Source organism: Streptomyces sp. NPDC052114 (assembly GCF_040680155.1).
GTDB lineage: Bacteria > Actinomycetota > Actinomycetes > Streptomycetales > Streptomycetaceae > Streptomyces.
This window is the reverse complement of sequence record NZ_JBFAWC010000012.1, coordinates 122,876-147,481: the sequence shown is the minus strand read 5'-3', so window position 1 is coordinate 147,481 and position 24,606 is coordinate 122,876. Positions and strand designations below refer to the sequence as shown.

Sequence of the window (24,606 nt, the reverse complement as noted above, 5' to 3'; positions counted from 1 at the left end):
GCCCGCCGCGCGGCGGGCGGGCGGCATTCCGAGGTCCCCTGCCGGATGGCGGTGCGCCCGGATACGCTGATGACCTGATCAACGGATGTGCCGTCCGGCAACAGGTGTGCCGGGCAGGGAAGTCGGGAAGAGCCGCAGCAGCGAAGGCGTCGCGGCGATGGGGGCGGCAGTGGCGGACGATGTATTCGACTTCAGGCCCGGGGCCCAGGTTCCGCTCTCGGGTGCCGCGGGACAGACCGCGGCGACGCACGCCCTGGCCTCGGCCGCGTATCGCGACGGCGATGTCGACGGCCTCCTCAAGGCCAACAACGAATGGCACAAGTCCGAGGTGAAGGACGGCCTCTGGTCGCTGTTCAAGCCGAACCTCGGCGAGGCGTTCGCGCGGACCGTGCAGGTGCGGATGCTCGGCGGCGGGCGCAGCCCGCTCATCCAGTCCTTCGGCATCGAGCCGCAGGCGGTCGTCGAGCACTGTCTGGCGGCGAACCGCATCCGCAAGGAGCGCGACAGCTGGCTGACCGCCGTGATGGTGCTGTGCGGTCTGCTCTTCCTGCCGGGGCTGATCGTGTGGCTGGCCGTCTTCACCATCAGGCGCCAGGTCGCCAAGAGCGACAACAAGCGCGCGGGCGCGCTGGCCACGGCCGTGCTGGTCGCCGTGGGCGTGCTGGCCGTGCTGTTCCTGATCAAGCTGCCGTTCGGCGGTTTCTGGGCCTGGTACCTGCGCGCGGCGATCGTCCTGCCCGTGGTCGGCTGGTACTGGGCCAAGCAGATCGCCGAGCGCACCGCGAGGGACATGCGCGAGCGCTGGTCCGGCCTGCTCGCGGGCGGCGGCATCGGCGCGAAGATCCCCGAGGCGGTGCCCGGCAGTCCGGGCGAGACGGCCGCCGAGCGGCTGCGCCAGGGCCTGGCCCGGCTCTCCGCGGAGCAGCAGAGCAACTCCGTCTTCTACGCGGGCCCCAAGGGCATATTGGGCATGGGCACCCGCTGGGGCAGCTGGCAGCTGGCCGAGGAGCTGATCCCCGCCGAGGCGGGCAAGGAGATCAACCCCTTCCGCAGCTGGGACGTCATCCGGGCGGTGCACGACCAGCTCCGCATGCTGGAGCGCGGCCCCCTGCACACCGGCGGCTTCCCCACCCCGGACATAAAGCACTGGATCGTCTCCCCCATCGGGGAGAACGCGAAGGCGGTGTCCCGCCCCTCCGGCACGGACGTCGAGGCCTTCCAGATCCGCGGCCACGAGATACAGCGCATCTGCAACGAGCAGCAGTTCGGCAGCGGCAACCGCCACTACCTGGGCGTGCAGTTCACGCTCTGGGACGGCCAGTTGGTCATCACGATGCTGATCACGGTGACTGTGCTGCACGAGACGCTGCGCATCGAGGTCACCGGCCACGCCCTGGGCCCCGTGCACTCGCTGTTCACCAGCAAGCCGTCGCCGAAGACGAAGACGGTCGCCAAGCCGATCAAGTTCTGGGAGACCACCTCGCGCAATCTCCCGCTGGTCGACGCCGACGAGGTCGTGCGCCTCGCGGTCCGCGCCCCCTTCACCTGGTACCCGCCGCTGCTGGACTACCTCGGCGGCAAGCTGGTCCTGCCCGAGCCCTTCGGCCTGCGGCACGCGTGGGCGGACAAGCCGTGGCGGCACCGCTTCATGGCCGACGACGCGCTGCGCGCCGCCACTCCGGTGCTGCGCGTGGTGCACTCGGCGGCGATCAAGGTCCTGGAGGAAAACGGCGTGAACACGGACAAGTTCGGTGCCCGCTCCAGCTTCCTCAGCGGAGCCATCCAGGACCCGATGCCGAAGAAGGCGGATGTCTACGACGCGTGAGGCCCCCGGGACCGCGCGGTCCCGGGGTCGTGCGCCGGTCCGCGCGGCTCGCCCGGCGGGCCGGGCCGGGCGGACCGCTCCGCTAGGCGGTCGGCGCGGGCCAGGCGTCCGCGAGCATCTTGCGGGTGTCGGCGAGCAGCTGCGGCAGCACCTTCGTGTGCCCCACCACCGGCATGAAGTTGGTGTCGCCGCCCCAGCGCGGGACGATGTGCTGGTGCAGGTGCGCGGCGATGCCGGCGCCCGCCACGGTCCCCTGGTTCATGCCGATGTTGAAGCCGTGCGCCCCGGACGCGGCGCGCAGCGCCGTCATCGCCTGCTTGGTCAGCGCGGCCAGCTCGACGGTCTCCGCGTCGGTCAGGTCGGTGTAGTCCGCGACGTGACGGTAGGGCACGACCATCAAGTGCCCGCCGTTGTACGGGTAGAGGTTCAGCACCGCGTACACCTGCTCGCCGCGCGCGATCACGAGCCCGTCCTCGTCGGACTTGGCCGGGATGGAGCAGAAGGGGCAGCCGTCGTCGGCCCCCGGTCCCGTGGGCTTGTTCTCGCCCTGGATGTACGCCATCCGGTGGGGCGTCCACAGGCGCTGGAACGCGTCCTGCGTCCCCACTCCGATCTGCTGCTCCGGCTCACTCGTCATGAGGCGAAGCATATGACTTCGCCCGTTCGGAGCGTGTCGGCGGGGCGGATCCCCGGGGGTCCGCGGTGAAGCTTGGCCGATGATCGACGACAGCCGGCAGGCACGCTGGGAGAGCCGCGCGGAAGTTCCGCTGGCGGCGGCATCGCTGCTGTTCCTGGCGGCGTACGCGGTGCGGGTCCTCGCCACCGGGCTTCCCCCGGCCTGGCGTGCGGCGTGCGTGGTGGTGACGCTCGGGGCGTGGGCGGTGTTCGCCGTGGACTACGGGGTGCGGTGGCGGCTGAGCGGGCAGCGGTTCCGCTTCGTCCGTACGCACTGGCTGGATACGGTCGTTCTCGTGCTGCCGCTGCTGCGGCCGCTGCGGATCGTGCACGCCTACGAGGCGGTCCAGCGGCGGCGCGCCCGTCCGCGGCTCGCCCTGTACGCGCGCGTGATGGCGTACGCGGGCCTGGCCGCGCTGCTCATCGGCTTCGCCGGGGCCCTGGCCGTGTACGACCAGGAGCGCGGGGCACCCGGCGCGACGATCGACACCTTCGGGGACTCGGTGTGGTGGACCTGCGCCACCCTGGCCACGGTCGGCTACGGGGACGTCACCCCGGTGACCCCGCTCGGGCGGCTCGTCGCCGTCGGCCTGATGGGCTGCGGTCTCGCACTGCTCGGCGCGATCACCGGGTCGTTCTCCTCGTGGCTCCTCCAGGTCTTCGCGCGCGAGGGGGGCGAGGACGGCACGAGGCCCCCGGGGAACACCCCGGGGGCCTCGTCACGCCACGACGACGGCGCCGGGCCGGAGTGACCGGCCGGGCATCCGGTCAGACCTGCGCACGCTCCTCGACGACCTTGGCGATCTTCGCGATGGCCTCGTCGACGGGGATGCCGTTCTCCTGCGAGCCGTCGCGGTAGCGGAAGGACACCGAACCGGCGTTCATGTCCTCGTCGCCCGCGATGACCATGAAGGGCACCTTGGCCTTCTGCTGGTTGCGGATCTTCTTCTGCATGCGGTCCGAGGACGAGTCGACCTCGACGCGCAGCCCCTGGGCGCGGGCCTTCTCGGCGAACTCCTCCAGGTACGGCACGTGCGCGTCGCCGATCGGGATGCCGACGGCCTGCACCGGGGCCAGCCACGCCGGGAACGCGCCCGCGTAGTGCTCCAGGAGCACACCGAAGAACCGCTCGATCGAGCCGAACAGGGCGCGGTGCAGCATGACGGGCTGCTGGCGCGAGCCGTCCGCGGCCGTGTACTCCAGGCCGAACCGCTTGGGCTGGTTGAAGTCGACCTGGAGGGTCGACATCTGCCAGGACCGGCCGATCGCGTCCTTCACCTGGACGGAGATCTTCGGGCCGTAGTACGCGGCGCCGCCCGGGTCGGGCACGAGCGGCAGGTTCTGCTTCTCGGCGGCAAGGCGCAGGGCCTCGGTGGCCTCCGCCCAGTCCTCGTCCGAGCCGATGAACTTGTCGGAGTCGTCGCGGGTGGACAGCTCCAGCTCGAACTCGGTCAGGCCGTAGTCGCGCAGCAGGTCGAGCACGAAGGTGAGGAGGTTGTCGAGCTCCTCGGCCATCTGCTCCTTGGTGCAGTAGATGTGCGAGTCGTCCTGCGTGAAGCCCCGCGAGCGGGTCAGGCCGTGCACGACGCCCGACTTCTCGTACCGGTACACGGTGCCGAACTCGAAGAGGCGCAGCGGCAGCTCGCGGTAGGAACGCCCGCGCGACTTGAAGATCAGGTTGTGCATCGGGCAGTTCATCGCCTTGAGGCGGTAGTTCTGCTCGTCGAACTGGATGGGCGGGAACATGCCGTCGGCGTAGTGCGGCAGGTGGCCCGAGGTCTCGAAGAGGTGTTCCTTCGAGAGGTGCGGGGTGTTCACGAACTCGTAGCCGGAGGTCTCGTGGCGGCGCCGCGAGTAGTCCTCCATGACCTTGCGGATCACCCCGCCCTTGGGGTGGAAGACCGCGAGGCCCGGGCCCAGCTCCTCCGGGAAGGAGAACAGGTCGAGCTCGGCGCCCAGCTTGCGGTGGTCGCGCTTCTCGGCCTCGGCGAGGAAGTCGAGGTAGCCCTTCAGCTCGTCCTTCGAGGGCCAGGCGGTGCCGTAGATGCGCTGCAGCTGGGGGTTCTTCTCGCTGCCGCGCCAGTAGGCGGCGGCCGAGCGCATCAGCTTGAACGCGGGGATGACGCGGGTGGTGGGCAGGTGGGGACCGCGGCAGAGGTCCTTCCAGCACAGCTCGCCGGTCTTGGCGTCGAGGTTGTCGTAGATGGTCAGCTCGCCGCCGCCCACCTCGGCGTCGGCGCCGTCGGCGGCCTGCGCCGCGTTGCCCTTGAGGCCGATGAGCTCCAGCTTGTAGGGCTCGTCGGCGAGCTCGACGCGGGCGTCGTCGTCGGTGGTGACGCGGCGCGAGAACTTCTGCCCCCTCTTCTGGATCTCCTGCATCTTCTTCTCGATGCGCTTGAGGTCCTCGGGGGTGAACGGCTCCTTGACGTCGAAGTCGTAGTAGAAGCCGTCCTTGATGGGCGGGCCGATGCCCAGCTTGGCCTCGGGGAAGAGCTCCTGCACGGCCTGCGCCATGACGTGCGCGGTCGAGTGGCGCAGGATGTTCAGGCCGTCCTCGGAGGAGACCTCGACGGGCTCGATCTCGTCGCCCTCGGCCACGGTGTACGCGAGGTCCTTCAGCTCGCCGGCCACGCGGGCGGCGACGACGGTGCGCTCACCGGGGAAGAGCTCGGCGGCCGTAGTGCCCGTCGTCACCACGCGCTCTTCCCGCTCGGAATCGCGTTGGATGATCACACGGACGTCTGACACCGGTCTCTCCTTGCTGAAGGGGGCTGCGGCGCTTTCCTTTCACGCACGCACTAGGGATCGTACCGAGCCCTGGGGGCCCGCCGCGAAACGGTTGTCCCCCGGCCCCCGGAAGGCCACCCTCCGGACCGGCGCCCCCACCGCCCGCGCTCAGTCCGTGCTGCACGCCTCCTCGAAGAAGTCGAGGTTCTCCTGGAGCGACTTCATGAGCCGGTCCCGCTCGGCCTCGTCCACCTGCACCGACACCACCCCGCCCGCCCCGGTGAGTCTACGGAACCCGCCCCGGCTCTCCAGGCGTCCGTGCACCCGGATCGGCAGCCCGACCAGATGGGCGTGGCCCGCGATGCGGTACGACTCCTCGTCCAGCGTCATCCGCACGTGCGGGACGTCCGCGCCCGCGAGCACCCGGATCCGCACCGTGCCGTCCCCGCGCGGCGAGGCCCGCCGCATCCGCACCACGGCCCCGGTGATCCGCACCGGCACCGACGGCTCGTCGCGCAGGTAGCGGACGCCCGCCTCGCGCAGCGCGGGCAGGTCGCCGGGCGAGAACTCCACGGGCTCGGCGGCGGCCGCGCACCCCTCGGGCACCCCGGCGCCGGGCGCCCACTCGACCGCGACGCGGGCCCCCTCCGTGCCGCGCACCAGCGCCACGATCGCCTCGGTCAGCTCGTGGCTCACCCCCGCCTCGACGGCGCCGTCGAAGGCGTCCATGCCGCCGGTGGCCCGCTGGTAGTCGACGGCCTCCCGGGCCGCGTACAGCGCCTGGTGCAGCCGGACCGCGAGCGACCGGCCGGTCGGGACGGGCACGAAGGCGGTCAGTGCGCGCCCGCCGGGCGCGGTCCCGACCAGGACGTTCTCCAGGGACGCGGCGGCGGGACCACGGTGGCGCGCGCCGTAGTACCCGGCACGGCCGCGCGCGGCGAGCGCCCCGGCGAGCAGCATCTGCCGTGCGGCGGAGCGCAGTTGCTCCTCCACCGGCCAAGGCGCGGAGCCCGCGGGACCGACCGGCACATCGCGCCACCAGCGGATCTCGTCGCTGGGCACGGCGAGCCCGACGAGCACGTCGCGGGCGGCGGGCGAGGCGCTGCGGGACAGGGCCACGAGGGCCTCGCCGATCAGGTCCTCGCAGTCGGGGAAGGCGCGGCTCTCGGGGACGAGGAGGCTGGTGCCCGCGCCACCGGGGCCCGGTGGCGTCCACCGGGCGTAGCGGCCGGGGGCTCCCCCGCGGCGCTGCCAGCCGTGCCGGGCGAGCAGCGCGGCGAGCACGGCGGGGTCGACGAGGTCGGGTTCGGGCGGCTGCGGCCACCCGGCGGGGGCGGGGTGCGGGCGGCCGGCGGGTACGGGTCCGTCGATGTCGAAGGGGCGGTGCATCAGGGTCTCCCTCCCGTCCCGACGCGCGTCATGATCTCGCAGAGCGCACGGTCGTCGAAGATCCGCGAGGTCGGGACGCGCACGGTGGTGCGCCGGCTGCCGGTCACCGGGTGCCCGGCGAGGTTGGTCCAGTAGCAGCAGTGCCGCAGGTCGAGCCGGTCGTGTCCGGCGCGCAGCCAGTCGTCCTGGGAGCGGGGCACGAGCATCACGACCAGGATCTTGTGGACCGAGACCGGGGTGCGGGCGAGCTTCACCAGGTGGGCGTTGTCGAGGGTGAAGGAGAACGTCGGCCCGCGGGGGTTCGGCGGTATCTGGTACGTGCACTTGAGCTGGACCTTGATGGTGACCTCGTCGTCGACCGTGTGCCCGGGGGCGCTGTGGCTGACGTGCCAGTCGATGCCGTTGTCCGGGAAGGGCTGCGAGAGCGAGCACCCCGCGGCCGCGGCGACGGCGTGCAGATAACCCACCTGAAGCGTCTCCATACAGGCGGTGGTGGCGAGTGTGCCGCGCGGCGGTGCGATCCGCTCGGGCAGCAGCCCACCCTGTTCGGGCTGCGCGAGCGCCATGTCCAACGTGCCTTCCGAACCCGGTAGTTCCCCGCTGGGGCCGTCGATGTCAAGGCCCCGTACCTCTGTTGTCTCCGGGCCGCGTACAGCGCAAACGGCCCGGGTATCACCAGCGTGGGCAGGGGACCGAACGTCATCTGCCGGAACTGAACGAGGAGTTGCGTCCTATGACGTGCTGGTACGAGGGCCCCTTGGCCGCATTCGACACGGAGACCACGGGCGTCGACGTCGAGACCGACCGGATTGTCTCGGCCGCCGTCGTCGTCCAGCAGGGCGCGGGCACCCGGCCGCGCATCACCCGGTGGCTGGTGAATCCGGGCATCCCGGTGCCCGAGGCGGCCACCGCGGTGCACGGACTGACGGAGGAGCATCTGCAGCGCAACGGCCGGTGGCCGGCGCCGGTGATGGAGGAGATAGCGCGCGATCTGGCCGAGCAGGGCGCGGCGGGCCGGCCGATCGTGGTGATGAACGCGCCGTTCGATCTGACCATCCTGGACCGGGAGTTGCGCAGGCACCGTGCCTCGTCGCTGGGCCGGTACATGGAGGGCTCGCCGCTGTGCGTGATCGATCCGCGGGTCCTGGACAAGCACCTGGACCGCTACCGCAAGGGCCGGCGCACACTGACCGATCTGTGCGCGCACTACGAGGTGGAGCTGTCGGACGCCCATGACGCGGCGGCGGACGCGCAGGCCGCCCTCGACGTCGTCCGTGCGGTGGGGCGCCGTTTCGCCTCGCGTCTGGAGCGTCTTTCGCCGGCCGAGCTGCACACGCTGCAGGCCGTCTGGCACGCGGCGCAGGCACGCGGGCTGCAGGCGTGGTTCGCGCGCAGCGGTTCGCCCGAGGAGGTCGACCCGGCGTGGCCGCTGCGGCCCGAACTCCCGGCGGCCGCCTGAGCGTCGACGGCGCGCGCACCGGGTGCAGGGTGGCGCGAGCCGCAGCGGGCCGCAGCGGGCCGGACCGCGGCAGGGCGGGCCGGACCGGGTCGGAGCGGGCAAGAAAAAACCGGTCCGTCTGCTGACGGACCGGCATTCTCCGGGTGGGCGATACTGGGTTCGAACCAGTGACCTCTTCGGTGTGAACGAAGCGCTCTCCCACTGAGCTAATCGCCCGGGAACGCACTGAACAATACAGGTCCCGGCGCCCTTCCTTCAAACCGCTTCCAGGTGAGCGGTCAGGCCCCGCCGCCCCGCCCTCATCATCAGGGCGTGGTTGAGCCGGAAGACCGGCCGCCCGGGGACCGCGAGCCGCCGCATCAGGGGTCTGCGCACCTCGACCTCCTGGTCGTAGCGGGCCCTCGTCCCGACGGGTCCCGGCGCGAGGGTCCAGCGCGCCCAGCCGTCCAGGTCCCCGGTCATGGCGACCTCCAGGACCCCCGCCGCGGGGTCGCGGCGCCGCTCCCGCGCCGTGACGACCAGCTCGTACGGCAGGAAGGACCGGAAGCGCGCGACGCCGCTTCGGTCGTCGACCGGCGTCACCTCGCGCACCTGCGGCCACCACAGCGGATAGTCCTCGACCCGCTCCAGGACGGCGTAGACGTCGGCGGGCGCGCCGGGCAGGTCCCAGACGCTGCGGAAGCGGTAGCGGCACCAGTCCATGGCCCGAGTCTGCCGGGCCCCGCGGGCCGCGGCGCCGCTTCTGAGTACGTGCCCGGATCTGAGTACGTCCTGAGTACGCGCGCCGATGCCGGGCGACGTGGCGCGGAGCACACTCTCGGGACATGACGAACCTTCCGCCACCGGCCGAGGAGCTGCGGCTCCTCGACTGGGAGCTGCGCCAACTGGAGGCGCGCAGGACGCAGTTGCTGCAACGCCGGGCCTGGCTGCTCGGTGTCCTGCGCGCGGCGGGCCCGGCCGGGCCGCCCCCTCGTCCGGCCGGGCCGCCCGCCGCCGGGAACACTCCCCCGAGCGCGCAGAACGTGCTGCTCTCACTGGGAGGCGTGCTCCTGACCATCGCGGCGATCGCCTTCACGGTGGTGAGCTGGGGGCACTTGGGCATCGGCGGCCGCAGTGCCGTCCTCGGCGCGGTGACGCTGGCGGCGCTCGGCGCTCCCGCGTTCCTGCTGCGGCGTTCGCTGCGTTCGACGGCGGAGGCGGTGGCGGGCCTCGGCCTCGCGCTGACCGTCCTCGACACGTACGCGCTGCGCCACCTCGCCCTGTCCGGCACGGACGCGCTCGGGTACGCGGCGGCGGCTTCGGCGGCCCTCGCGACGCTGTGGGCGGGCTACGGCCTGCTGCTGCGGGAGCTGCGTCTGCCGCTGCCGACGGCCGTGGCGACGGCGCAACTCCCCCTGGTCCTCTGGGCGGGCGCCGCGCAGGCGGGCGATCACGTCATGACGGCCGCGCTGCTGGTGACGGCGGCCTTCGACACCGCGCTCGCGCTGTGGGCGGGCGTCCGGTCCGTGCGGGTCGTCGCCGGGGCCGGTGCCGGTGCCCTCGGTCTGTGGGGCGCGGCGAGCGCCGGCTGGCTGTCGGCGCAGGCCACGGACCCGGCCGGTGCGGCGCGCGCGGGCGCGCTGCTGCTGTGCGCCGCCCTGATCGCGCTGGGCGCCGCGTGGTGGTCGAAGAACGCCGAGGTCTCCACCGGTGCGGCGGGCGCCGCGGGCCTGCTCGTGGTGGCCGCGTCCGGCGGGATGCTGCGGACCGCGCTGCCCGCCGTGTGGACGGTGCCGGCGCATCTGGCGTGCGGGATCGCGCTGTTGGCGGTCATACGGACGGGGCTGCCCCGGTGCGTGCGGCGCGGGGTCGCCGGGGCGTCGGCCGCGGTGCAGGGCCTCGCGGTGCTGTGGGCACTGCCCGTCGCCGCCCTCGCCCTGTGCGGACCGCTCGGCTGGGCCACTCGCGCCTGGTCGGGCACGCCCTCGGACGCCGGGGACGCCCTGCTGCTCGACCTGCCCCTGGCTCATCCGCTCCTGGCTCCCCTGGTCCTCGCGGCCGTCGCCGCCGTGCTGCTCGTGGCGCGCGACCGGCTGGGCGCCGCGGGTCAGGACCTGGCCCGCCACGGCGCCCCGGTGCTCGCCTGGTCGGCGGCCCTCGCCCTGCCGTCCGCGCTCCAACTCCCCTACGCCGTCGCGCTCGCGGCCCCCATCCTGCTGACCGCGGCCCTGCTCGCCCGCGCGGCACGCGCCGCGTCCGCCGCCCAGGTGCTCACGGCGTCGGTCCTGGCGTCGGCGACCTCGGTGAGCGTCGCGTTCCTGTCCCTGGCCACCGCGACGGCCACCCTCACCACGCTCGGCGCGCTGACGGCCCTCTTCCTGGTGTCCTGCGCGTACACGGCACGGCGCACCGGGCCCGCACGAGCCGCCGCCGTCCTGGCGGCCTGCGCGTCCGTCGCCCACGCCACCGCGCTGATCTGTGCCGCGGGCGCCGCGTGGGGCCTGCGCCCGGAGCACATCGGTCTGCTCGTGCTCACGGTCCCGAGCCTCGCCGCACTGGCCGCCGCCCGGCTGGGCCGGCACCCCCTGACGCCGCCCGTCGAGATCACGGCGGCCGCGTCCGGAGTCCTCGCCGTCGCCCTCACGGCGGGCCACGCGCCCACGCTCGCGCTCGCCCTGGCCCTCGCCGGGCTCATCGCGTCGGGCACCGCCCTGCGCGCGGACCGCCGTTCCGTCGGCTACGCGGCCGCCGTGCTGTTCGTCCTGGCGAGCTGGGTCCGCCTGGCGTCCTGGGAGGTCACGGTCCCGGAGGCGTACACCCTGCCGGTCACCGTCCCCGCGCTCCTCATCGGTCTGCTGCGGCGCCGCCGCGACGCCGAGGTCTCGTCCTGGACGGCCTACGGCCCGGGGCTCGCGGCCACGCTGCTGCCGAGCCTCGCGGCCGCCTGGAGCGACGCGCACTGGCAGCGCCCCCTGCTGCTCGGCACCGCGGCCCTCGCCCTGACCCTCGCGGGCGCCCACCTCCGGCTGAGCGCCCCACTCGTCCTGGGCGGCACGGTCCTGACCCTGGACGCGCTGCACGAACTGGCCCCCTACATCGTGCAGGTCGCCGACGCGCTGCCCCGCTGGGTGCCGCCCGCGCTCGCGGGCCTGCTGCTCCTGGCCGTCGGCGCCACGTACGAACAACGCCTGCGCGACGCACGCAAGTTCCGGAATGCGTTCAGCCGAATGCACTGATTGACGCGGACCGCCGAAACATGTGGAACCGTCAATTCCTTTGAAAGGAACGGAAATACGAGAACGGCCCGGAGGCTCTAAAGCCTCCGGGCCGCAATCCGGGGTGGGCGATACTGGGTTCGAACCAGTGACCTCTTCGGTGTGAACGAAGCGCTCTCCCACTGAGCTAATCGCCCGGGCGCAGAGAGAACATTACCCCATGTCAGAGGGTGCTCCCGACCGCCCCGGAGTCACCCGCGGGTCACTCCTTGATCTTCCACGGCATCGTGATGCCGAACTTCCACACGTAGATGGCGACCAGCACCGCGACGATCACGAGGCCGATGGTCGTCAGAATGATGTTCCTGCGCCGCACCTTGGGGTCGAGCGCCCGCTGCGCGGCCTCGGTGACCTTGCGTTTCGTCCAGCGCAGCACCAGCTGGGCCCAGACGAACTCGGTCGCCCAGATCGCCATTCCCCCGAAGATCACCAGCCAGCCGGGCCCCGGCAGGGGCAGCATGATGATGCCCGCGACGACGACCGCGAGACCCACGACGAAGACGCCCACCTGCCAGCTGAGGTGCAGCATCTTCCGCGACTGGACGAACTCCGGCGCCCGAGAGCCGAGCGGCGGCTCGGCGGCGGCTCCGGCGGTCGGTTCCGCGACCCCCGCCGGCTCGTTACTCCCCGTATTCATGCGGCCAAACCCTACCGGACGGAAACCCGTCACCGGAATGGGCGCATGCACGGATGAGACAACCCGCCATACGAGCTACCTAAAGACACGCAAAACCCTCAGAGGGGTTTACAACGGCACCGTAGGTGGCATGTCGATTTCGCCGACGTGCGAATCCCCGAGCGCACACTGAGCGAAAGGCCCTGGCGCTTATGAACACCACGGTCAGCTGCGAGCTGCACCTGCGCCTCGTTGTGTCGAGCGAGTCCTCACTGCCTGTACCCGCAGGACTGCGGTATGACACGGCCGATCCCTATGCCGTGCACGCCACCTTCCACACCGGAGCCGAGGAGACCGTCGAGTGGGTCTTCGCCCGCGACCTCCTCGCCGAGGGCCTCCACCGGCCCACCGGCACCGGCGACGTCCGAGTCTGGCCGTCCCGCAGCCACGGTCAGGGCGTCGTCTGCATCGCCCTGAGCTCCCCGGAGGGCGAGGCCCTGCTCGAGGCCCCGGCGCGGGCCCTGGAATCCTTCCTGAAGCGGACGGACGCAGCCGTGCCACCCGGCACGGAACACCGTCACTTCGATCTCGACACGGAGCTCTCACACATCTTGGCCGAGAGCTGACGGCCACGAGGCGCGTCGAGAGCCACTCACGCCGTCCGACTCGGGGCGACGGCACAGGCAGTGACGACACAGCGACACAAGGCGAACAGAGCAGACACCGGCGCCGTCGCCGCGGGCTTCCCGCGGCGACGGCGCCGGTGCGTCGTGAGGGGAAGCCGCTAGCATCGGCCAGCATCGGCGGGCACCGACCCGACCCCCAGGCCAGGGAGCTAATCGTGCTGATCACCCACGACACCCGGTGTTCCCTCGACGCCGTGGTCGATCTGGTGAACACCGCGCCGGAGGAGGACGGCACCGACGGGCTCGCGGATCTGGCGGCACTCGCCGATTTCGTACGAAGCCACGAAGTCAGTGACGTCGGAGAGCTCACCGAGGGCGATCTCGCCGATGTGCGCCGGGTCCGCGGACGCTTCGGGGAGGTCTTCGCGCACCCCGAGCCGCAGACCGCCTCCGTGATCATCAACGAACTCGTCGCGGCGGCGGGCACCACGCCCCGGCTCACCGACCACGACGGCTACGACTGGCACATCCACTACTTCGCGCCGGGGGCGTCCATCGCGGACCACCTGGCGGCCGACTGCGGGATGGCGCTGGCCTTCTTCGTGGTCGCCGGGGAGCAGGACCGGCTGCGGCGCTGCGAGGCACCGGACTGCCGGCGCGCCTTCGTCGACCTCTCGCGCAACCGCTCACGGCGCTACTGCGACAGCCGCACCTGCGGCAACCGCCTGCACGTCGCCGCCTACCGCGCCCGCCGCAAGGAAGCCGCGGGCTAGCGCGGCCCCGCGACGGCGCGCCTGCGCACCGGAGCACTAGAGCAGCAGCAGGTCGTGCAGCGAGGCCAGCAGGATCAGCGTGCCGATCACCGTCAGGAAGATCATCAGGGGCGGCTGGGAGAGAGCGAAGAGACAGCCCTGCCTCTCCGTGTCGTCGAAGGCGGCGGGTCGCTCCTCTTCCTCGGCGGCGGCGGGGGGCCGCACGTCGGCAGGTCGTCGCTCATGGGCCGGTGCCGTCTGCCGTCCCTCGTCCGGCGGGGCGGCATCGCCCGGTGTGGTGGTGTCAAGCATCTCGCGGTGATGATGACGCAGGTACGAGACCTCCGTTGACCAACACGCCCGGATCGGACGGGAGTTCGCCGGATTCCGTGAACGGCAAAAGTCCAGCGTCCGGCACGTTCCGTCCATGGCTCGGGGGCCGCGCCCCTCGCGAGACTCTGCGGCACCGCCCGCACTCGAACGAGGGAGCCCTCATGTCGGTGGCACGCAGACGGCTGTTGACGACCGCGCTCGGCACGGCGGCGCTGGCGACGGTGTCGCCCGGCGCCGCGTCGGCCGCCACCGGGCGGGCGCGCGCGTGGCGCCGGGTCCCGCACCGCGGCATCCGGCCGGACGATCCGGACGGCCGCGCCCCGCTGCCCAATCCGCGCCGCGGCTTCCGCTACGAGATGTCGTACAACGCCGTCGACCTGACGAGCCCTTGGCCGAACGAACAGGACCACTCCCCCGACGCGGCGCGCACCCTCGACCTCCTGGAGCGCGAGTACGGCGGCGGCGCGAATCTCACCCAGCTCTACTTCTACCTCTGGGACTTCGCCACCTCGACGATCCCGCAGCGCGCGCTCGACAACATCGAGAGCGTCTTCCGCGGCCTGCGGAGCAAGGGGTACGCGGCGGTCCTGCGCTTCGTGTACGACGACGGGGTGCGGGAGAACCGTCGCTACACGGTCCAGGACATCCAGCGCCACATCGGCCAGTTGGCGCCGATCGTGGCACGCAACAGCGATGTCGTGGCGGTCTGGCAGGCCGGGTTCCTCGGCACCTGGGGCGAGTGGCACGGCAGCCACTACGCGCACGAGACGTACCCCGACGCCGTCACCGCCATCATGACGACGCTCGTCGAGGCACTGCCGCCGGGGCTGCACACCCAGGTCCGGTACGCGGAGAAGCGGGACATGATCACCAACAGGGCGATCCTGGACCGCGTCGGGTTCCACAACGACTACGTGACGCTGGGCGAGGGGCTGTGGGACTACTACGTGCCCGGCAACCCCGGCTGGCCGGCCTACCTCGACGTGTCGCCGACGCGGATGATGGACGGCGAGATGCCCTGGGACAAGGGGCAGAGCTCCGACCCGTACGCGTGGAGCACCGTCATCCCCGGGATCGCCGCCGCGCGCCGGCTCCAGACGCTCCGCTTCGACAGCCTCTCGCTCGTGCACAACGCCACCGTCACCGTCCCCGGCTGGAAGGCGGCGCGGCTCACCGAGCGGCAGGCCACGGAGGCACGCCTTCCGGTGTCCGACGGGTACTTCAGGGACCGCGCGGGGCGTTCGGTGGAACGTACCCAGTTCGAGTACCTGCGCGATCACCTCGGCTACCGGGTGGAGGTGCGGGAGGTGCGCTACGACCCGGCAGCGGCGCGGCGGGGCGGGCGGCTCCCCGTGGAGGTCGACGTGGTCAACCGCGGCTTCGCGGCGCCCAAGCATCCGCGGCCCGTGCGCCTGGTGCTGCTGGACGCGGCCGGGCGGACGGTGGCCGCGGCCGACACGGGGGCGGACTGGCGCGACTGGCGGCCCCAGGGGCGCGCGGAGACCGGCGACGACCATGCGGCACCCGCGGTCTCGACCGTGCGCGCCGCACTGGACCTGCCGGCGGGCGCGCGCGGCCCGCACCGCATCGGGCTCGCGCTGCCCGATCCGGCCTTCCCCGGCCGGGGGCGCGCCGTGCGGTGCGCGAACGCCTCGGTGCCCTGGGTGGACGGCGTGAACGTCCTGGCCGAGGTGGGGCCGGGCCGCTGACCCGGCCGGGGGCGGGCGCGGAGCGTCAGATGCCGTGCTTCTTCAGGATGGCCTCGATGTCGCTGAAGTCCTCCGCGGGCGCGGCCTTCGGCTGCGCCGCGGGCCGGGCGGCGGCCGGCCGGGAGCCCTGCCCGAGGGAGGGCGCCGACGCCGTGGGGGCCACCGCCTCGCGCTGGGCGGCCTTCGCGGCCCTGCGCTCCTTGCGGGTGCCGCCCGTGCGGCGCTCCACCGCGCGGGTGCCCAGGAACATGAGCCAGGCCGCGCCGAGCAGGCCGAAGCCGACCCACGCCTTGAGGCTGAAGGCGGTGTCGGCCGCCCAGCCCACGACTCCCGTCAGCACCAGGCCCACCGGCACCAGGGAGTACGCGGCGAGGCGGGCCGCGGCGAGGAAGCGCTTGCGATAGGCCGTGATCGCGGCGATGCCCAGCCCGGCCGCGGATACGGCGGAACAGACGGTCTCGGCAATCATCCGGTCCTCCAGGCATGCAGCGTACGTAGGAAAAAGACACTGTCGTCCCTTCCATCCTGCACCGGGTGGGTGCCGTGGAGCCACGCCCGGTGCGGACCTCGGGCACATTTCCGGGTCATCTCGGGGTCCGCCTCCTCCCCAGGTCCCGGTTGGGAGGCGTGTCCACCGGCTGGAACACTGTGCCCATGAACGATTCCCCCGCCGATCGCCCCGCCCGCCCCGTCGTCCTCGACGTCTGGTGCGAGCTGCAGTGCCCCGACTGCCACACCGCCCTGGACGACGTGCGCGCCCTGCGCGCCCGCTACGGCGACCGCGTCGAACTGCGCCTGCGGCACTTCCCCCTCGAGAAGCACAAGCACTCCTTCGCCGCCGCCCAGGCCGCCGAGGAGGCCTTCGCGCAGGGCGAGGGGTGGCCCTACGTCGAGGCGGTGCTCGGCAAGGTCGAGGAGCTGTCCGCCCGGGGCGAGGCCGTCCTGGTGGACACGGCCCGCGAACTGGGCCTGGACGCCGAGGAGTTCGACACCGCCCTCATCGACGGACGGCACATCCTGATCGTCGACGCCGACCAGGCCGAGGGCAAGGCGCTCGGCGTCACCGGCACGCCCACGTACGTCGTCGGCGGCGAGCGTCTGGACGGCGGCAAGAGCCAGGAGGGCCTGCGCGAGCGCGTCGAGGAGATCACCGACCGGCTGCTCGCGGCCGACGCCTCCTGACCCGGCCGGAGGCTCCCTGGCCGCTAGAGCAGCGGCTTGTAGAGGTAGTACGCGTCGGGTTCGTAGCCGAGGGACTCGTACAGGCGATGGGCCGGGACGTTGCCCGCGAAGACGTTGAGGCCGATGCGGTGGCGGCCTGCCGCCCGGGTGAGTTCCTCGGCGAGGCCCATCAGGGAGCGGCCGTGGCCGTGCCCGCGGTGCTCCTCGCTCACCTCGACCCGGTAGACGAAGCCGCTCTCGCCTTGCAGGGCGACCCACAGGGTGCCCACCCGCGTGCCCCCGGACGTGAGGACGCTCAGCCAGGTGTCGGGCGTCGCGAGGCCCTGCGGCAGCAAGCGCGCGTGATCCGACTCGGACTTCGCGCGCGCCTCGGCCTCGGGGACACCGCGCTCGACCCAGTCGAGCGTGTAGGCCTCGACCTTCTCCGCCAGCCAGGACACGTACTCGTCCTCGGTCATCGGCCGCCACGCGACGCCGTCGGGCAGCGCGGGCACCTCGTCGGACAGCGGCTTGGCCATCGTGCGGTTGCGCTCGACGTAGCCGAGGGCCGTGGCGAGCCGCAGGGCCGCCGTCGCGTCGGCCGGGACGGTCGCCTCGATGCGCGCGCAGCCCCAGCCGCGCGCCACCTCCTCGGCGGCCAGCGCGGCCACGGTCCCCCGGCCGCGCCCCCGGTCCGGCTCCGCGATGCGCAGGTCCGTCACCCGGCAGACCTCGGGCCCGAAGACGTCGTGGGTGGCGAGGGCTATGGAGCCCACGGGCCTGCTGTTCACACAGACGTCGTACGTGCGCGACTTCGCGCCGTCGGCGCCTTGCTGGAGCGGCCCGGTCGGCCGCAGGGTCGTGGTCATCACAGGTGTTCTACCCGCGCTGACCCCGGCCCGTCACCAGGGTTTCGCGGGACTTACGGATCCAGGTCGCCGGCGGCACGCTCGGCGAAGAGCCGCATCGCCTTGGCGGTCACCGGACCGGGGGCGGCGGGCAGTTGGCGCCCGTCCACGCGGTGCACGGCCTGGACGTCGCGCAGCGTCGACGTCAGGAAGACCTCGTCGGCGCGGTCCAGGACGTCCATCGGCAGGTCGCTCTCGCGGGCGCCCGTCCACTGGACGGTCAGCTCGCGCGTGATGCCGGTGAGACAGCCGGAGGCGACCGGCGGGGTGTGGATCTCGCCGTCCAGGACGACGAAGACATTGGAGCCCGTGCCCTCGCAGAGCTGTCCGACCGTGTTCGCGAACAGGGCCTCCGAAGCGCCCTGTTCGTGGGCGCGGGCCAGGGCCACGACGTTCTCCGCGTACGAGGTGGTCTTCAGGCCGGTCAGCGCGCCGCGTTCGTTGCGGGTCCACGGCACGGTGATCACCGCGGTGGAATCCGGGCGCGGGGCGGCCTCGCCGAGGGCGACGACGAGCGTGGTGCCCTGGTCGCCGCGGTCCGAGCCGAGCGGCGAGAGCCCTCCGGTGTAGGTGATCCGCAGTCGGCCCAGCGGCAGCGGATTGGCGGCGAGGACGGCGGCGCAGGCGCGGCGCACCTCGTCGAGGTCCGGCTCGGGCAGCCCGAGGCCCCGCGCCGACCGGGCCAGCCGGGCCAGGTGGCGGGTCAGGGCGAAGGGCGCGCCCTCGACCGTCTTCACCGTCTCGAAGATGCCGTCGCCGACCGTCAGACCGTGGTCGAGGACCGAGACCCGGGCGTCGTCGAGGTCCTGCAGCCCGCCATTGAGCCAGATCTTCACGTTGGGGTTCCTCCACTCGCTTCGTACGTCCCCGACGCTACCGCCAGCAGTCGCGCGGCCTTCAGCTCGGTCTCCCGCCACTCCCCCTCGGGGTCCGAGCCCCAGGTGATGCCCGCTCCGGTGCCGAAGCGGAGCACGCCGGCGGCACGGTCGATCCAGAAGGTGCGGATGCCGACGGCGAGCTCGCCGGTGCCCCGGTCGGCGTCGACCCAGCCGATGCCGCCGCAGTAGGGGCCGCGCGGCGCCGGCTCCAGCTCGTCGATGATCCGCAGCGCGCTGGACTTGGGGGCGCCGGTGACGGAGCCGGGCGGGAAGGTCGCGCCGAACAGCTCGGACCAGCCCGCGCCGGGGCGCAGCTCCCCGCCCACGGTGGAGACGAGGTGGACGAGCCCGGGGTGCTTCTCGACGACGCACAGGTCGGGGACGGTCACCGAGCCGGTGGCGCAGACCTGCCCGAGGTCGTTGCGGACGAGGTCCACGATCATGACGTTCTCGGCGTAGTCCTTCTCCAGGAGGTCCGCCTCGGTCCGGCCGGTGCCCTTGATGGGGCCGGACTCCACGGTGCGTCCCGCGCGGCGCAGATAGAGCTCGGGGGACGCGGTGGCTATCTCCACGCCGTGCCCGGGCAGACGGATCGTTCCGGCGTAGGGAGCGGGGTTCCCGCGCGCGAGGAGCGAGGTGAGGGCGTCCACGTCGGCGTCGGCGGGCACGGGCGCGGAGAGCACGCGGCAGAGGTTCGCCTGATAGACCTCGCCGGCCGCGATGTATTCACGTACGCGTCGCACGCCGTCCGTGTACGCGGCGCGGTCCAGGGACGACGTCCAGTCACCGGCGGCGGGGCCGTGCCACCCGCCCGGGACGGGGGCGGGCACGGCCTCCTCGCGCACGTCGTCGAAGCGGGCGCAGACCAGACCCCCCTCGAAGTCCGCGGACACCGCCCAGAAGCCGGTGGAGTCCAGGGCCGCGGGATCGCTGGTCACGTCCCGCAGACCGGAGGCCACGCGAGAGCCGAAGCGCGCCAGGGGAGGGAGCGCGGAAGAGGACGTCAGAGGGGGGCTGTGCACGGCTGTGAGTCTATGACCGGCGTCCCGGCGGCGCCCCTGACCAGTGACAGCGCAGCACGCTGCGCAAACGCGTTTTTGTACTGGCCCAGGAATCCGCTAGAGTTCAACACGTCGCCGGGACGCGGAAGCGAAACGGAAAGACAAGCGGACGTAGCTCAGTTGGTAGAGCGCAACCTTGCCAAGGTTGAGGTCGCCAGTTCGAACCTGGTCGTCCGCTCGCAGGAAAGTGGGGGATCTTCCCGAACCCCTACACTCCTGGTGGAGTGGCCGAGAGGCGAGGCAACGGCCTGCAAAGCCGTCTACACGGGTTCAAATCCCGTCTCCACCTCCAAGGACGATTAGCTCAGCGGGAGAGCGCTTCCCTGACACGGAAGAGGTCACTGGTTCAATCCCAGTATCGTCCACTGGATCTTCGGATCCTGGTCCTCGGACCGAACCCCGCGCGATTAGCTCAGCGGGAGAGCGCTTCCCTGACACGGAAGAGGTCACTGGTTCAATCCCAGTATCGCGCACGCAGTACACGCAGGTTGACCTGCGCGATTAGCTCAGCGGGAGAGCGCTTCCCTGACACGGAAGAGGTCACTGGTTCAATCCCAGTATCGCGCACCACCCACGAAGCCCCCGGGCCGTTTCGACGGACCGGGGGCTTCGTCGTCCCCTCGGGACCGGAGTCCCTCGGGGCGCGATGGTTCAGGACGAGAAGAGCATGTGCCCGAAGCTCTTGTGACGGTGGTGGCCGTAGTGACCACCGTGGCCGCCATGGCCTCCGTGACCGCCGGGCGGGACGCCCCACGCGGGAGCCTGGGCCGGGGGGTATCCCTGGGGAGCCGCCGGCGGAGCGGGCGGCGGCGGAGCCTGCTGGGCGCCCCACTGGGCCTCCAGACGGGTCAGCGACTCCAGCTCGCCGTAGTCCAGGAATATCCCGCGGCAGCCGTTGCACTGCTCGATCTGGACGCCGTTGCGGTTGTACGTGTGCATCGGTGCGTGACACTTGGGGCACTGCATGGACGGCTCAACTCCTCGCCGGTGGTGACTGCTTCGCCGGATCTCTGCCCGGCTTCGGTGCGTCGCACCCTACTTCGTCGACCTGGGGGCCAACTCGGGCGGTGGTGCGGGCACTCCGGTCATCCGGTCGCAGGCATCGATCAGCGCCTGCTCGATCTCGTCCAGGGGTCGACCGGCCGCGACCGCCTTGGTGACCGCGAGGGCGGCGGTCTGCACGGTGAGGGCGCGGGCGGGGACGTCCAGGGCGGGCCAGGGATCGGCGCCGTCCGCCGGGAGGGCCGGGCCCCCGGCCGCCCGGTAGGCGTCCAGGAAGCGGGTCCACTCCCCGGGGGCGAGCAGACCGCAGGCGTACCAGGCGGCGGGGCGGGCCAGGTCCCAGGCGGCGGGGCCCGTGCCGAGGTCGTCGACGTCGATGAGGAGCCAGTTCCCCTCGGGGGCCCGCACGAGCTGGCCGAGGTGCAGGTCGCCGTGGCACAGGCGGCGGGGGCCCGGCGCGGGGGCCTCGGCACGCGCCCAGGGCGGCAGGTCCGCCCAGGCCCGCAGGACCGGGGGCGCGGCGGGGTGCGGTCCGGCCGCGCGCAGCCGCTCGACGGCGCGGGCCGCCTTGCGGGGGCCGCGCATGGGCGGGAGCGCGGGGGTCAGGGCGGCCGGGGGCACGGCGTGCAGCCGGGCGAGGAGGCAGGCCGCGGCCTCCCAGGGGGCGGCGTCCGGGTCGTCGCGGTCCACGGGGGTGCCGTGGCGCCAGCGGGTGACGAGGCGGCCGTGGAGGTCCGCGGGGGCGGGGCGCAGGGGCGCCAGGAGGACGGCGGGGAGTCCCGCGGCGACGTCGAGGCGTGCCGCGAGCTCGTCGGGGTCGGTGTCGGGAGCGTGCGCCTTGACGACGACGCCGCCGTGCCGGACGACGGTGGCGTCCGCCCGCTCCGCGAGCACCACGTCACCGCCCGCGCACGCGCAGGTCGCGCCGGGCGACGGGTGGGCGGCGGCGCGGGCCTCTGCGGTCAGGGCGGGGAGGAGAGCGGGGGGCACGGGGTGAGCGTACGCACTGTCGTGGGGGCACGGATCCGCGTACGGACACGGCAATGCCCGCGCAGCTCCCCAGCTGCGCGGGCATCTGTGCCGTCCGCCGCACCCCCGTCCCCACGGGGTTTCATGGCCGGATGTCCCCGCCCGGACCGCTCTTCCGGGCCTGGGGCGCCGCTCAGCGCCCCAGCATCACGCCCACGGACGACGCTTGTGTGACCACTGCGTCCCAGCCGCCGAAGACGACCACGAGCAGGGCTGCCAGGGGAAGGACCATGGCCGTCGCCACCAAGGGATGGCGCGTGCCGGACGGGCGGACGCCGAGCGCGGAGAACCTGCGCCCCTGCGTACGGAACATGGTCCGCGGTGCCGTGTCCGCCATGGTTCCTCTCCTGACGATTCGATGTGCTGTTGATCTGGCAGCGGCGGGTGTCTGACCTCGGGGGACGAGTGCTGCACCCGCCGCTTGACCTCAAATCTAGGCGCGCGGAGGGTGCCGGGCGTCATGCCCTCGTACCGATTGCCTGGCCTCCCGGAGGATGACCACTCGGCGCCGGTGTACTCCCGTGGGTGGAGACGAGGTCCTAGGACTCGGGGTCTTCCCGGAGGGGACGCGCCGGGGCCTCGGAACTGTCCTCTCTGGGGACCGGCTGCTCGACCAGGGCCAGCACGCGGGTGGCCATGAACCGGGCCGTGCGCACCACGGAGCCGCTGCGGGTGACTTCGCTCACTTCCACCACTCCCCTGCGGACCGCCGTCTCCACCCGGCGGCCCGCCCGGCTCGCCACCACTTCGTACGTACGCGTCGTGTCACCGGCGTCCACGACTATCTCCACGCGATCACCCTTCACGGGATCAATCCCCCTTCAGCGATGGATGGTTGGGGATCGGGTGGGCGTCAACGGCCCCCCGTCCCCCGTGCCCTGACCACTCTTCAAGTTTCCCACCTGGCACTGACAATCGATCGGCCCGCGAGGGCGCGGCCTCTGCACGTGCCCGGCCGTGGAAACGTAAGCTGTGGCTCGTCAGACGGACCGGGTAGCGGGGATGGACATGGCGATGATGCGGCTCCGGCGCGAGGACCCGCGTGTCGTCGGCTCGTTCAGGTTGCACAGGCGCCTGGGCGCCGGCGGCATGGGGGTCGTCTATCTGGGGTCGGACCGGCGGGGGCAGCGCGTCGCCCTGAAGGTGATCCGGCCCGACCTCGCGGAAGACCAGGAGTTCCGCTCGCGGTTCGCCCGCGAGGTGTCGGCGGCCCGGCGCATCCGCGGCGGCTGCACGGCCCGGCTCGTGGCCGCCGATCTCGACGCGGACCGGCCGTGGTTCGCCACGCAGTACGTCCCCGGGCCCTCCCTGCACGACAAGGTCGCCGCCGAGGGACCGCTGTCCGCCGCGGAGGTGGCCGTGGTCGGCTCGGCGCTCGCCGAGGGGCTCGTGGCCGTGCACGAGGCCGGTGTCGTCCACCGCGACCTCAAGCCGTCCAACATCCTGCTGTCCCCGAAGGGGCCGCGGATCATCGACTTCGGCATCGCCTGGGCCACCGGCGCCTCCACCCTGACGCACGTCGGCACGGCCGTCGGCTCGCCCGGCTTCCTCGCGCCCGAGCAGGTGCGCGGCGCGGCGGTCACGCCCGCCACCGACGTCTTCGCGCTGGGTGCCACGCTCGCGTACGCGGGCATGGCGGACTCGCCCTTCGGGCACGGCAGCTCCGAGGTCATGCTCTACCGCGTGGTCCACGAGGAGGCCCAGCTGCACGGCGTGCCCGACGCGCTCGCGCCGCTGATCAGGGCCTGTCTCGCCAAGGACCCGGAGGAGCGGCCCAGCACGCTCCAGCTGTCGCTGCGCCTCAAGGAGATCGCCGCCCGCGAGGCGCAGGGGCTCGGTGACGTGCGCCCGCCCGCGCCGCGCCAGGACCACGACCGGCCGACGGGACGGCTCGCCGAGAGCTACGCCGACCAGCGCACCCAGCGGCGCCCGGGGCCCACGCCCACGCCGCGGCCCAGCGGCTCACGGCCGGGCGCGTCGCGGCCGAACGGTCCGCGGTCCGGCTCCCGGCCCGCGCCGTCCCGCAACTCCACGCGCTCCGGCAGCAGGCCCGCCCCGCGCAGCGGCACCGGGCGGCAGGGCCCCCGCACCACCGGTACGGGACGGCGCGGGCCCGCCAATCCACGGCTGCTGCGGCAGCGGCTCTTCGTGTTCGTGGTCGTGACGCTGCTGGTGGCCCTGGGGATCGCGGCAGCTCAGGGGTGCCAGGGGCCCGCGCGGGGCATGGACGGCGGCGGTGGACCGGACCCGAGGGACCGGGCGGCGTACCAGCCGCTGGACGGACAGGTGATGTCCGAGCACTTCGAGTCGACGATGGAGCGGAACGACTAGGCGCTCCCGCGGGTCGGGCGCGGTTTCCCGCGCCCGGCCGGGTCAGGACTGCGGGCGGCCCGTCGCCACGGCGTAGAACGCGACCGCCGCGGCCGCTCCCACGTTGAGCGAGTCCACGCCGTGGGCCATCGGGATGCGGACCCATTCGTCGGCGGCGACCAGCGCCTGGGTGGAGAGGCCGTCACCCTCCGCGCCGAGCATCAGCGCGACGCGGTCCATGCGGTGCGGGGCCGCCTCGTCGAGGGAGGTGGCCTTCTCGTCGGGGGTGAGGGCGAGCAGGTTGAAGCCCGACTCGCGCACCCCCTCAAGACCCTTGGGCCAGGACTCCAGACGGGCGTACGGAACGGAGAAGACCGCGCCCATCGAGACCTTCACCGAGCGGCGGTAGAGCGGGTCGGCGCAGTCCGGGGAGAGCAGCACCGCGTCCATGCCGAGCGCGGCCGCGGAGCGGAAGATCGCACCGATGTTCGTGTGGTCGTTGACCGCCTCCATGACGACCACACGGCGGGTGGTCGCGAGGAGTTCGTCGGCGGTCGGCAGCGGCTTGCGCTGCATGGAGGCGAGGGCGCCGCGGTGCACGTGGTAGCCGGTGACCCGCTCGGCGAGCTCCGGGCTCACCGCGTACACGGGAGCCGGGAGTTCGTCGATGACGTCGCGCATGACGTCGACCCACTTGGCCGAGAGCAGCATCGAGCGCATCTCGTAACCGGCGTCCTTGGCCCGTCTGATGACCTTCTCGCCCTCCGCGATGAACAGGCCCTCGGCCGGTTCGCGCTTGCGGCGCAGTTCGACGTCGGTCAGGCCCGTGTAGTCGCGCAGGCGGGGGTCGTCGGGGTCGTCGACGGTGATGAGATCAGCCACAGGGTGATAC

The 24,606-nt window shown here is 72.8% G+C and carries 25 protein-coding genes and 7 tRNA genes; 14 read left to right on the top strand and 18 right to left on the bottom strand.

The genetic code is table 11. From position 1 onward, the window contains the following. Nucleotides 1-157: 157 nt before the first annotated feature. Nucleotides 158-1,825 carry a hypothetical protein gene (locus AB0L89_RS26445; RefSeq protein ID WP_365145595.1) on the top strand — a complete coding sequence of 556 codons (1,668 nt, stop codon included), beginning with the start codon at nt 158-160 and terminating at the stop codon, nt 1,823-1,825. A gap of 82 nt (nt 1,826-1,907) precedes the next feature. Here AB0L89_RS26445 and AB0L89_RS26440 read toward each other — a convergent pair whose 3' ends face one another. Further along, complete coding sequence (locus AB0L89_RS26440) at nt 1,908-2,474, bottom strand: HIT domain-containing protein (RefSeq protein WP_365145592.1); 567 nt, start codon at nt 2,472-2,474, stop codon at nt 1,908-1,910. Between the two features lie 67 nt (nt 2,475-2,541). Here AB0L89_RS26440 and AB0L89_RS26435 point away from each other — a divergent pair, with 67 nt between their 5' ends. Further along, nucleotides 2,542-3,252, top strand: a complete 711-nt coding sequence (locus AB0L89_RS26435) for a potassium channel family protein (RefSeq protein ID WP_365145589.1) — start codon at nt 2,542-2,544, stop codon at nt 3,250-3,252. Between the two features lie 16 nt (nt 3,253-3,268). On the opposite strand, the gene thrS is transcribed toward AB0L89_RS26435, so the two are convergent. The 3 genes from thrS to AB0L89_RS26420 all read right to left on the bottom strand — a co-directional run bounded on the left by thrS (nt 3,269) and on the right by AB0L89_RS26420 (nt 7,182). Next, nucleotides 3,269-5,248 carry a threonine--tRNA ligase gene (thrS, locus tag AB0L89_RS26430; RefSeq protein WP_365145586.1) on the bottom strand — a complete coding sequence of 660 codons (1,980 nt, stop codon included), beginning with the start codon at nt 5,246-5,248 and terminating at the stop codon, nt 3,269-3,271. Nucleotides 5,249-5,395: 147 nt separating this feature from the next. After that, on the bottom strand, nt 5,396-6,619 hold the full coding sequence (locus AB0L89_RS26425) for a hypothetical protein (RefSeq protein ID WP_365145918.1): 1,224 nt from the start codon (nt 6,617-6,619) through the stop codon (nt 5,396-5,398). Then, on the bottom strand, nt 6,616-7,182 hold the full coding sequence (locus AB0L89_RS26420) for a DUF4365 domain-containing protein (RefSeq protein ID WP_365145583.1): 567 nt from the start codon (nt 7,180-7,182) through the stop codon (nt 6,616-6,618). The genes AB0L89_RS26425 and AB0L89_RS26420 overlap by 4 nt, the downstream gene beginning before the upstream one ends. A gap of 167 nt (nt 7,183-7,349) precedes the next feature. On the opposite strand from AB0L89_RS26420, the gene AB0L89_RS26415 reads away from it, so the two are divergent. Next, a complete protein-coding gene (locus AB0L89_RS26415; RefSeq protein WP_365145580.1) occupies nt 7,350-8,075 on the top strand; it encodes a 3'-5' exonuclease in 726 nt (241 codons plus the stop codon). A gap of 144 nt (nt 8,076-8,219) precedes the next feature. Here AB0L89_RS26415 and AB0L89_RS26410 read toward each other — a convergent pair. Together AB0L89_RS26410 and AB0L89_RS26405 are read right to left on the bottom strand one after the other, a co-directional pair. After that, nucleotides 8,220-8,291, bottom strand: a tRNA-Val gene (locus AB0L89_RS26410). A 39-nt stretch (nt 8,292-8,330) separates the two neighbouring features. Continuing rightward, on the bottom strand, nt 8,331-8,777 hold the full coding sequence (locus tag AB0L89_RS26405; RefSeq protein ID WP_365145577.1) for an SRPBCC family protein: 447 nt from the start codon (nt 8,775-8,777) through the stop codon (nt 8,331-8,333). A 122-nt stretch (nt 8,778-8,899) separates the two neighbouring features. On the opposite strand from AB0L89_RS26405, the gene AB0L89_RS26400 reads away from it, so the two are divergent. Beyond that, nucleotides 8,900-11,290, top strand: a complete 2,391-nt coding sequence (locus tag AB0L89_RS26400; RefSeq protein WP_365145574.1) for a hypothetical protein — start codon at nt 8,900-8,902, stop codon at nt 11,288-11,290. Between the two features lie 104 nt (nt 11,291-11,394). Here the strand turns inward: AB0L89_RS26400 and AB0L89_RS26395 are convergent. Then, nucleotides 11,395-11,466: transfer RNA gene (locus AB0L89_RS26395), tRNA-Val, on the bottom strand. Between the two features lie 65 nt (nt 11,467-11,531). Continuing rightward, entirely contained in the window at nt 11,532-11,966 is a 435-nt protein-coding gene (locus AB0L89_RS26390; RefSeq protein WP_365145571.1) for a TIGR02611 family protein, read from the bottom strand. Nucleotides 11,967-12,157: 191 nt separating this feature from the next. Between AB0L89_RS26390 and AB0L89_RS26385 the strand changes: the two genes are divergently transcribed. Both AB0L89_RS26385 and AB0L89_RS26380 read left to right on the top strand, forming a co-directional pair. After that, a complete protein-coding gene (locus AB0L89_RS26385) occupies nt 12,158-12,571 on the top strand; it encodes an SsgA family sporulation/cell division regulator (protein ID WP_003959770.1) in 414 nt (137 codons plus the stop codon). A gap of 215 nt (nt 12,572-12,786) precedes the next feature. Next, a complete protein-coding gene (locus tag AB0L89_RS26380) occupies nt 12,787-13,344 on the top strand; it encodes a CGNR zinc finger domain-containing protein (protein WP_365145568.1) in 558 nt (185 codons plus the stop codon). A 36-nt stretch (nt 13,345-13,380) separates the two neighbouring features. On the opposite strand, the gene AB0L89_RS26375 is transcribed toward AB0L89_RS26380, so the two are convergent. Beyond that, nucleotides 13,381-13,635, bottom strand: a complete 255-nt coding sequence (locus AB0L89_RS26375) for a hypothetical protein (protein ID WP_365145931.1) — start codon at nt 13,633-13,635, stop codon at nt 13,381-13,383. Between the two features lie 182 nt (nt 13,636-13,817). Between AB0L89_RS26375 and AB0L89_RS26370 the strand changes: the two genes are divergently transcribed. Next, entirely contained in the window at nt 13,818-15,365 is a 1,548-nt protein-coding gene (locus AB0L89_RS26370; RefSeq protein WP_365145565.1) for a DUF4874 domain-containing protein, read from the top strand. Between the two features lie 25 nt (nt 15,366-15,390). On the opposite strand, the gene AB0L89_RS26365 is transcribed toward AB0L89_RS26370, so the two are convergent. Continuing rightward, nucleotides 15,391-15,834, bottom strand: a complete 444-nt coding sequence (locus tag AB0L89_RS26365) for a hypothetical protein (RefSeq protein ID WP_365145562.1) — start codon at nt 15,832-15,834, stop codon at nt 15,391-15,393. 185 nt (nt 15,835-16,019) lie between these two features. Between AB0L89_RS26365 and AB0L89_RS26360 the strand changes: the two genes are divergently transcribed. Then, entirely contained in the window at nt 16,020-16,547 is a 528-nt protein-coding gene (locus tag AB0L89_RS26360; RefSeq protein WP_365145559.1) for a DsbA family protein, read from the top strand. A 23-nt stretch (nt 16,548-16,570) separates the two neighbouring features. On the opposite strand, the gene AB0L89_RS26355 is transcribed toward AB0L89_RS26360, so the two are convergent. Genes AB0L89_RS26355 through AB0L89_RS26345 form a run of 3 tightly spaced genes read right to left on the bottom strand, consistent with a single transcriptional unit; the run spans nt 16,571 to nt 19,334 of the window. After that, a complete protein-coding gene (locus tag AB0L89_RS26355; protein WP_365145556.1) occupies nt 16,571-17,395 on the bottom strand; it encodes a GNAT family N-acetyltransferase in 825 nt (274 codons plus the stop codon). Between the two features lie 53 nt (nt 17,396-17,448). Next, nucleotides 17,449-18,270, bottom strand: coding sequence for an aminodeoxychorismate lyase (locus AB0L89_RS26350; protein ID WP_365145553.1), 822 nt, complete (start codon nt 18,268-18,270; stop codon nt 17,449-17,451). After that, a complete protein-coding gene (locus tag AB0L89_RS26345; RefSeq protein WP_365145550.1) occupies nt 18,267-19,334 on the bottom strand; it encodes a chorismate-binding protein in 1,068 nt (355 codons plus the stop codon). The genes AB0L89_RS26350 and AB0L89_RS26345 overlap by 4 nt, the downstream gene beginning before the upstream one ends. Before the next feature lie 144 nt (nt 19,335-19,478). On the opposite strand from AB0L89_RS26345, the gene AB0L89_RS26340 reads away from it, so the two are divergent. From AB0L89_RS26340 to AB0L89_RS26320, 5 genes are all read left to right on the top strand, one after another. Further along, nucleotides 19,479-19,551: transfer RNA gene (locus AB0L89_RS26340), tRNA-Gly, on the top strand. A gap of 40 nt (nt 19,552-19,591) precedes the next feature. Next, nucleotides 19,592-19,665, top strand: a tRNA-Cys gene (locus tag AB0L89_RS26335). A 1-nt stretch (nt 19,666) separates the two neighbouring features. Beyond that, nucleotides 19,667-19,738 (top strand) — tRNA-Val (locus AB0L89_RS26330). Between the two features lie 36 nt (nt 19,739-19,774). After that, nucleotides 19,775-19,846 (top strand) — tRNA-Val (locus AB0L89_RS26325). Between the two features lie 22 nt (nt 19,847-19,868). Then, nucleotides 19,869-19,943: transfer RNA gene (locus AB0L89_RS26320), tRNA-Val, on the top strand. Nucleotides 19,944-20,024: 81 nt separating this feature from the next. Here AB0L89_RS26320 and AB0L89_RS26315 read toward each other — a convergent pair. The 4 genes from AB0L89_RS26315 to AB0L89_RS26300 all read right to left on the bottom strand — a co-directional run bounded on the left by AB0L89_RS26315 (nt 20,025) and on the right by AB0L89_RS26300 (nt 22,210). After that, on the bottom strand, nt 20,025-20,339 hold the full coding sequence (locus tag AB0L89_RS26315) for a zf-TFIIB domain-containing protein (protein ID WP_365145547.1): 315 nt from the start codon (nt 20,337-20,339) through the stop codon (nt 20,025-20,027). A gap of 69 nt (nt 20,340-20,408) precedes the next feature. Further along, a complete protein-coding gene (locus tag AB0L89_RS26310) occupies nt 20,409-21,365 on the bottom strand; it encodes an aminoglycoside phosphotransferase family protein (RefSeq protein ID WP_365145544.1) in 957 nt (318 codons plus the stop codon). Between the two features lie 172 nt (nt 21,366-21,537). Next, on the bottom strand, nt 21,538-21,741 hold the full coding sequence (locus AB0L89_RS26305) for a hypothetical protein (protein ID WP_365145541.1): 204 nt from the start codon (nt 21,739-21,741) through the stop codon (nt 21,538-21,540). A 202-nt stretch (nt 21,742-21,943) separates the two neighbouring features. Further along, complete coding sequence (locus tag AB0L89_RS26300; RefSeq protein ID WP_365145538.1) at nt 21,944-22,210, bottom strand: hypothetical protein; 267 nt, start codon at nt 22,208-22,210, stop codon at nt 21,944-21,946. 196 nt (nt 22,211-22,406) lie between these two features. On the opposite strand from AB0L89_RS26300, the gene AB0L89_RS26295 reads away from it, so the two are divergent. Beyond that, nucleotides 22,407-23,735: a serine/threonine-protein kinase gene (locus tag AB0L89_RS26295; protein ID WP_365145915.1), complete on the top strand. Its 1,329-nt coding sequence runs from the start codon at nt 22,407-22,409 to the stop codon at nt 23,733-23,735. A gap of 42 nt (nt 23,736-23,777) precedes the next feature. On the opposite strand, the gene AB0L89_RS26290 is transcribed toward AB0L89_RS26295, so the two are convergent. After that, complete coding sequence (locus tag AB0L89_RS26290; RefSeq protein ID WP_365145535.1) at nt 23,778-24,596, bottom strand: RNA methyltransferase; 819 nt, start codon at nt 24,594-24,596, stop codon at nt 23,778-23,780. Between the last annotated feature and the right edge of the window lie 10 nt (nt 24,597-24,606).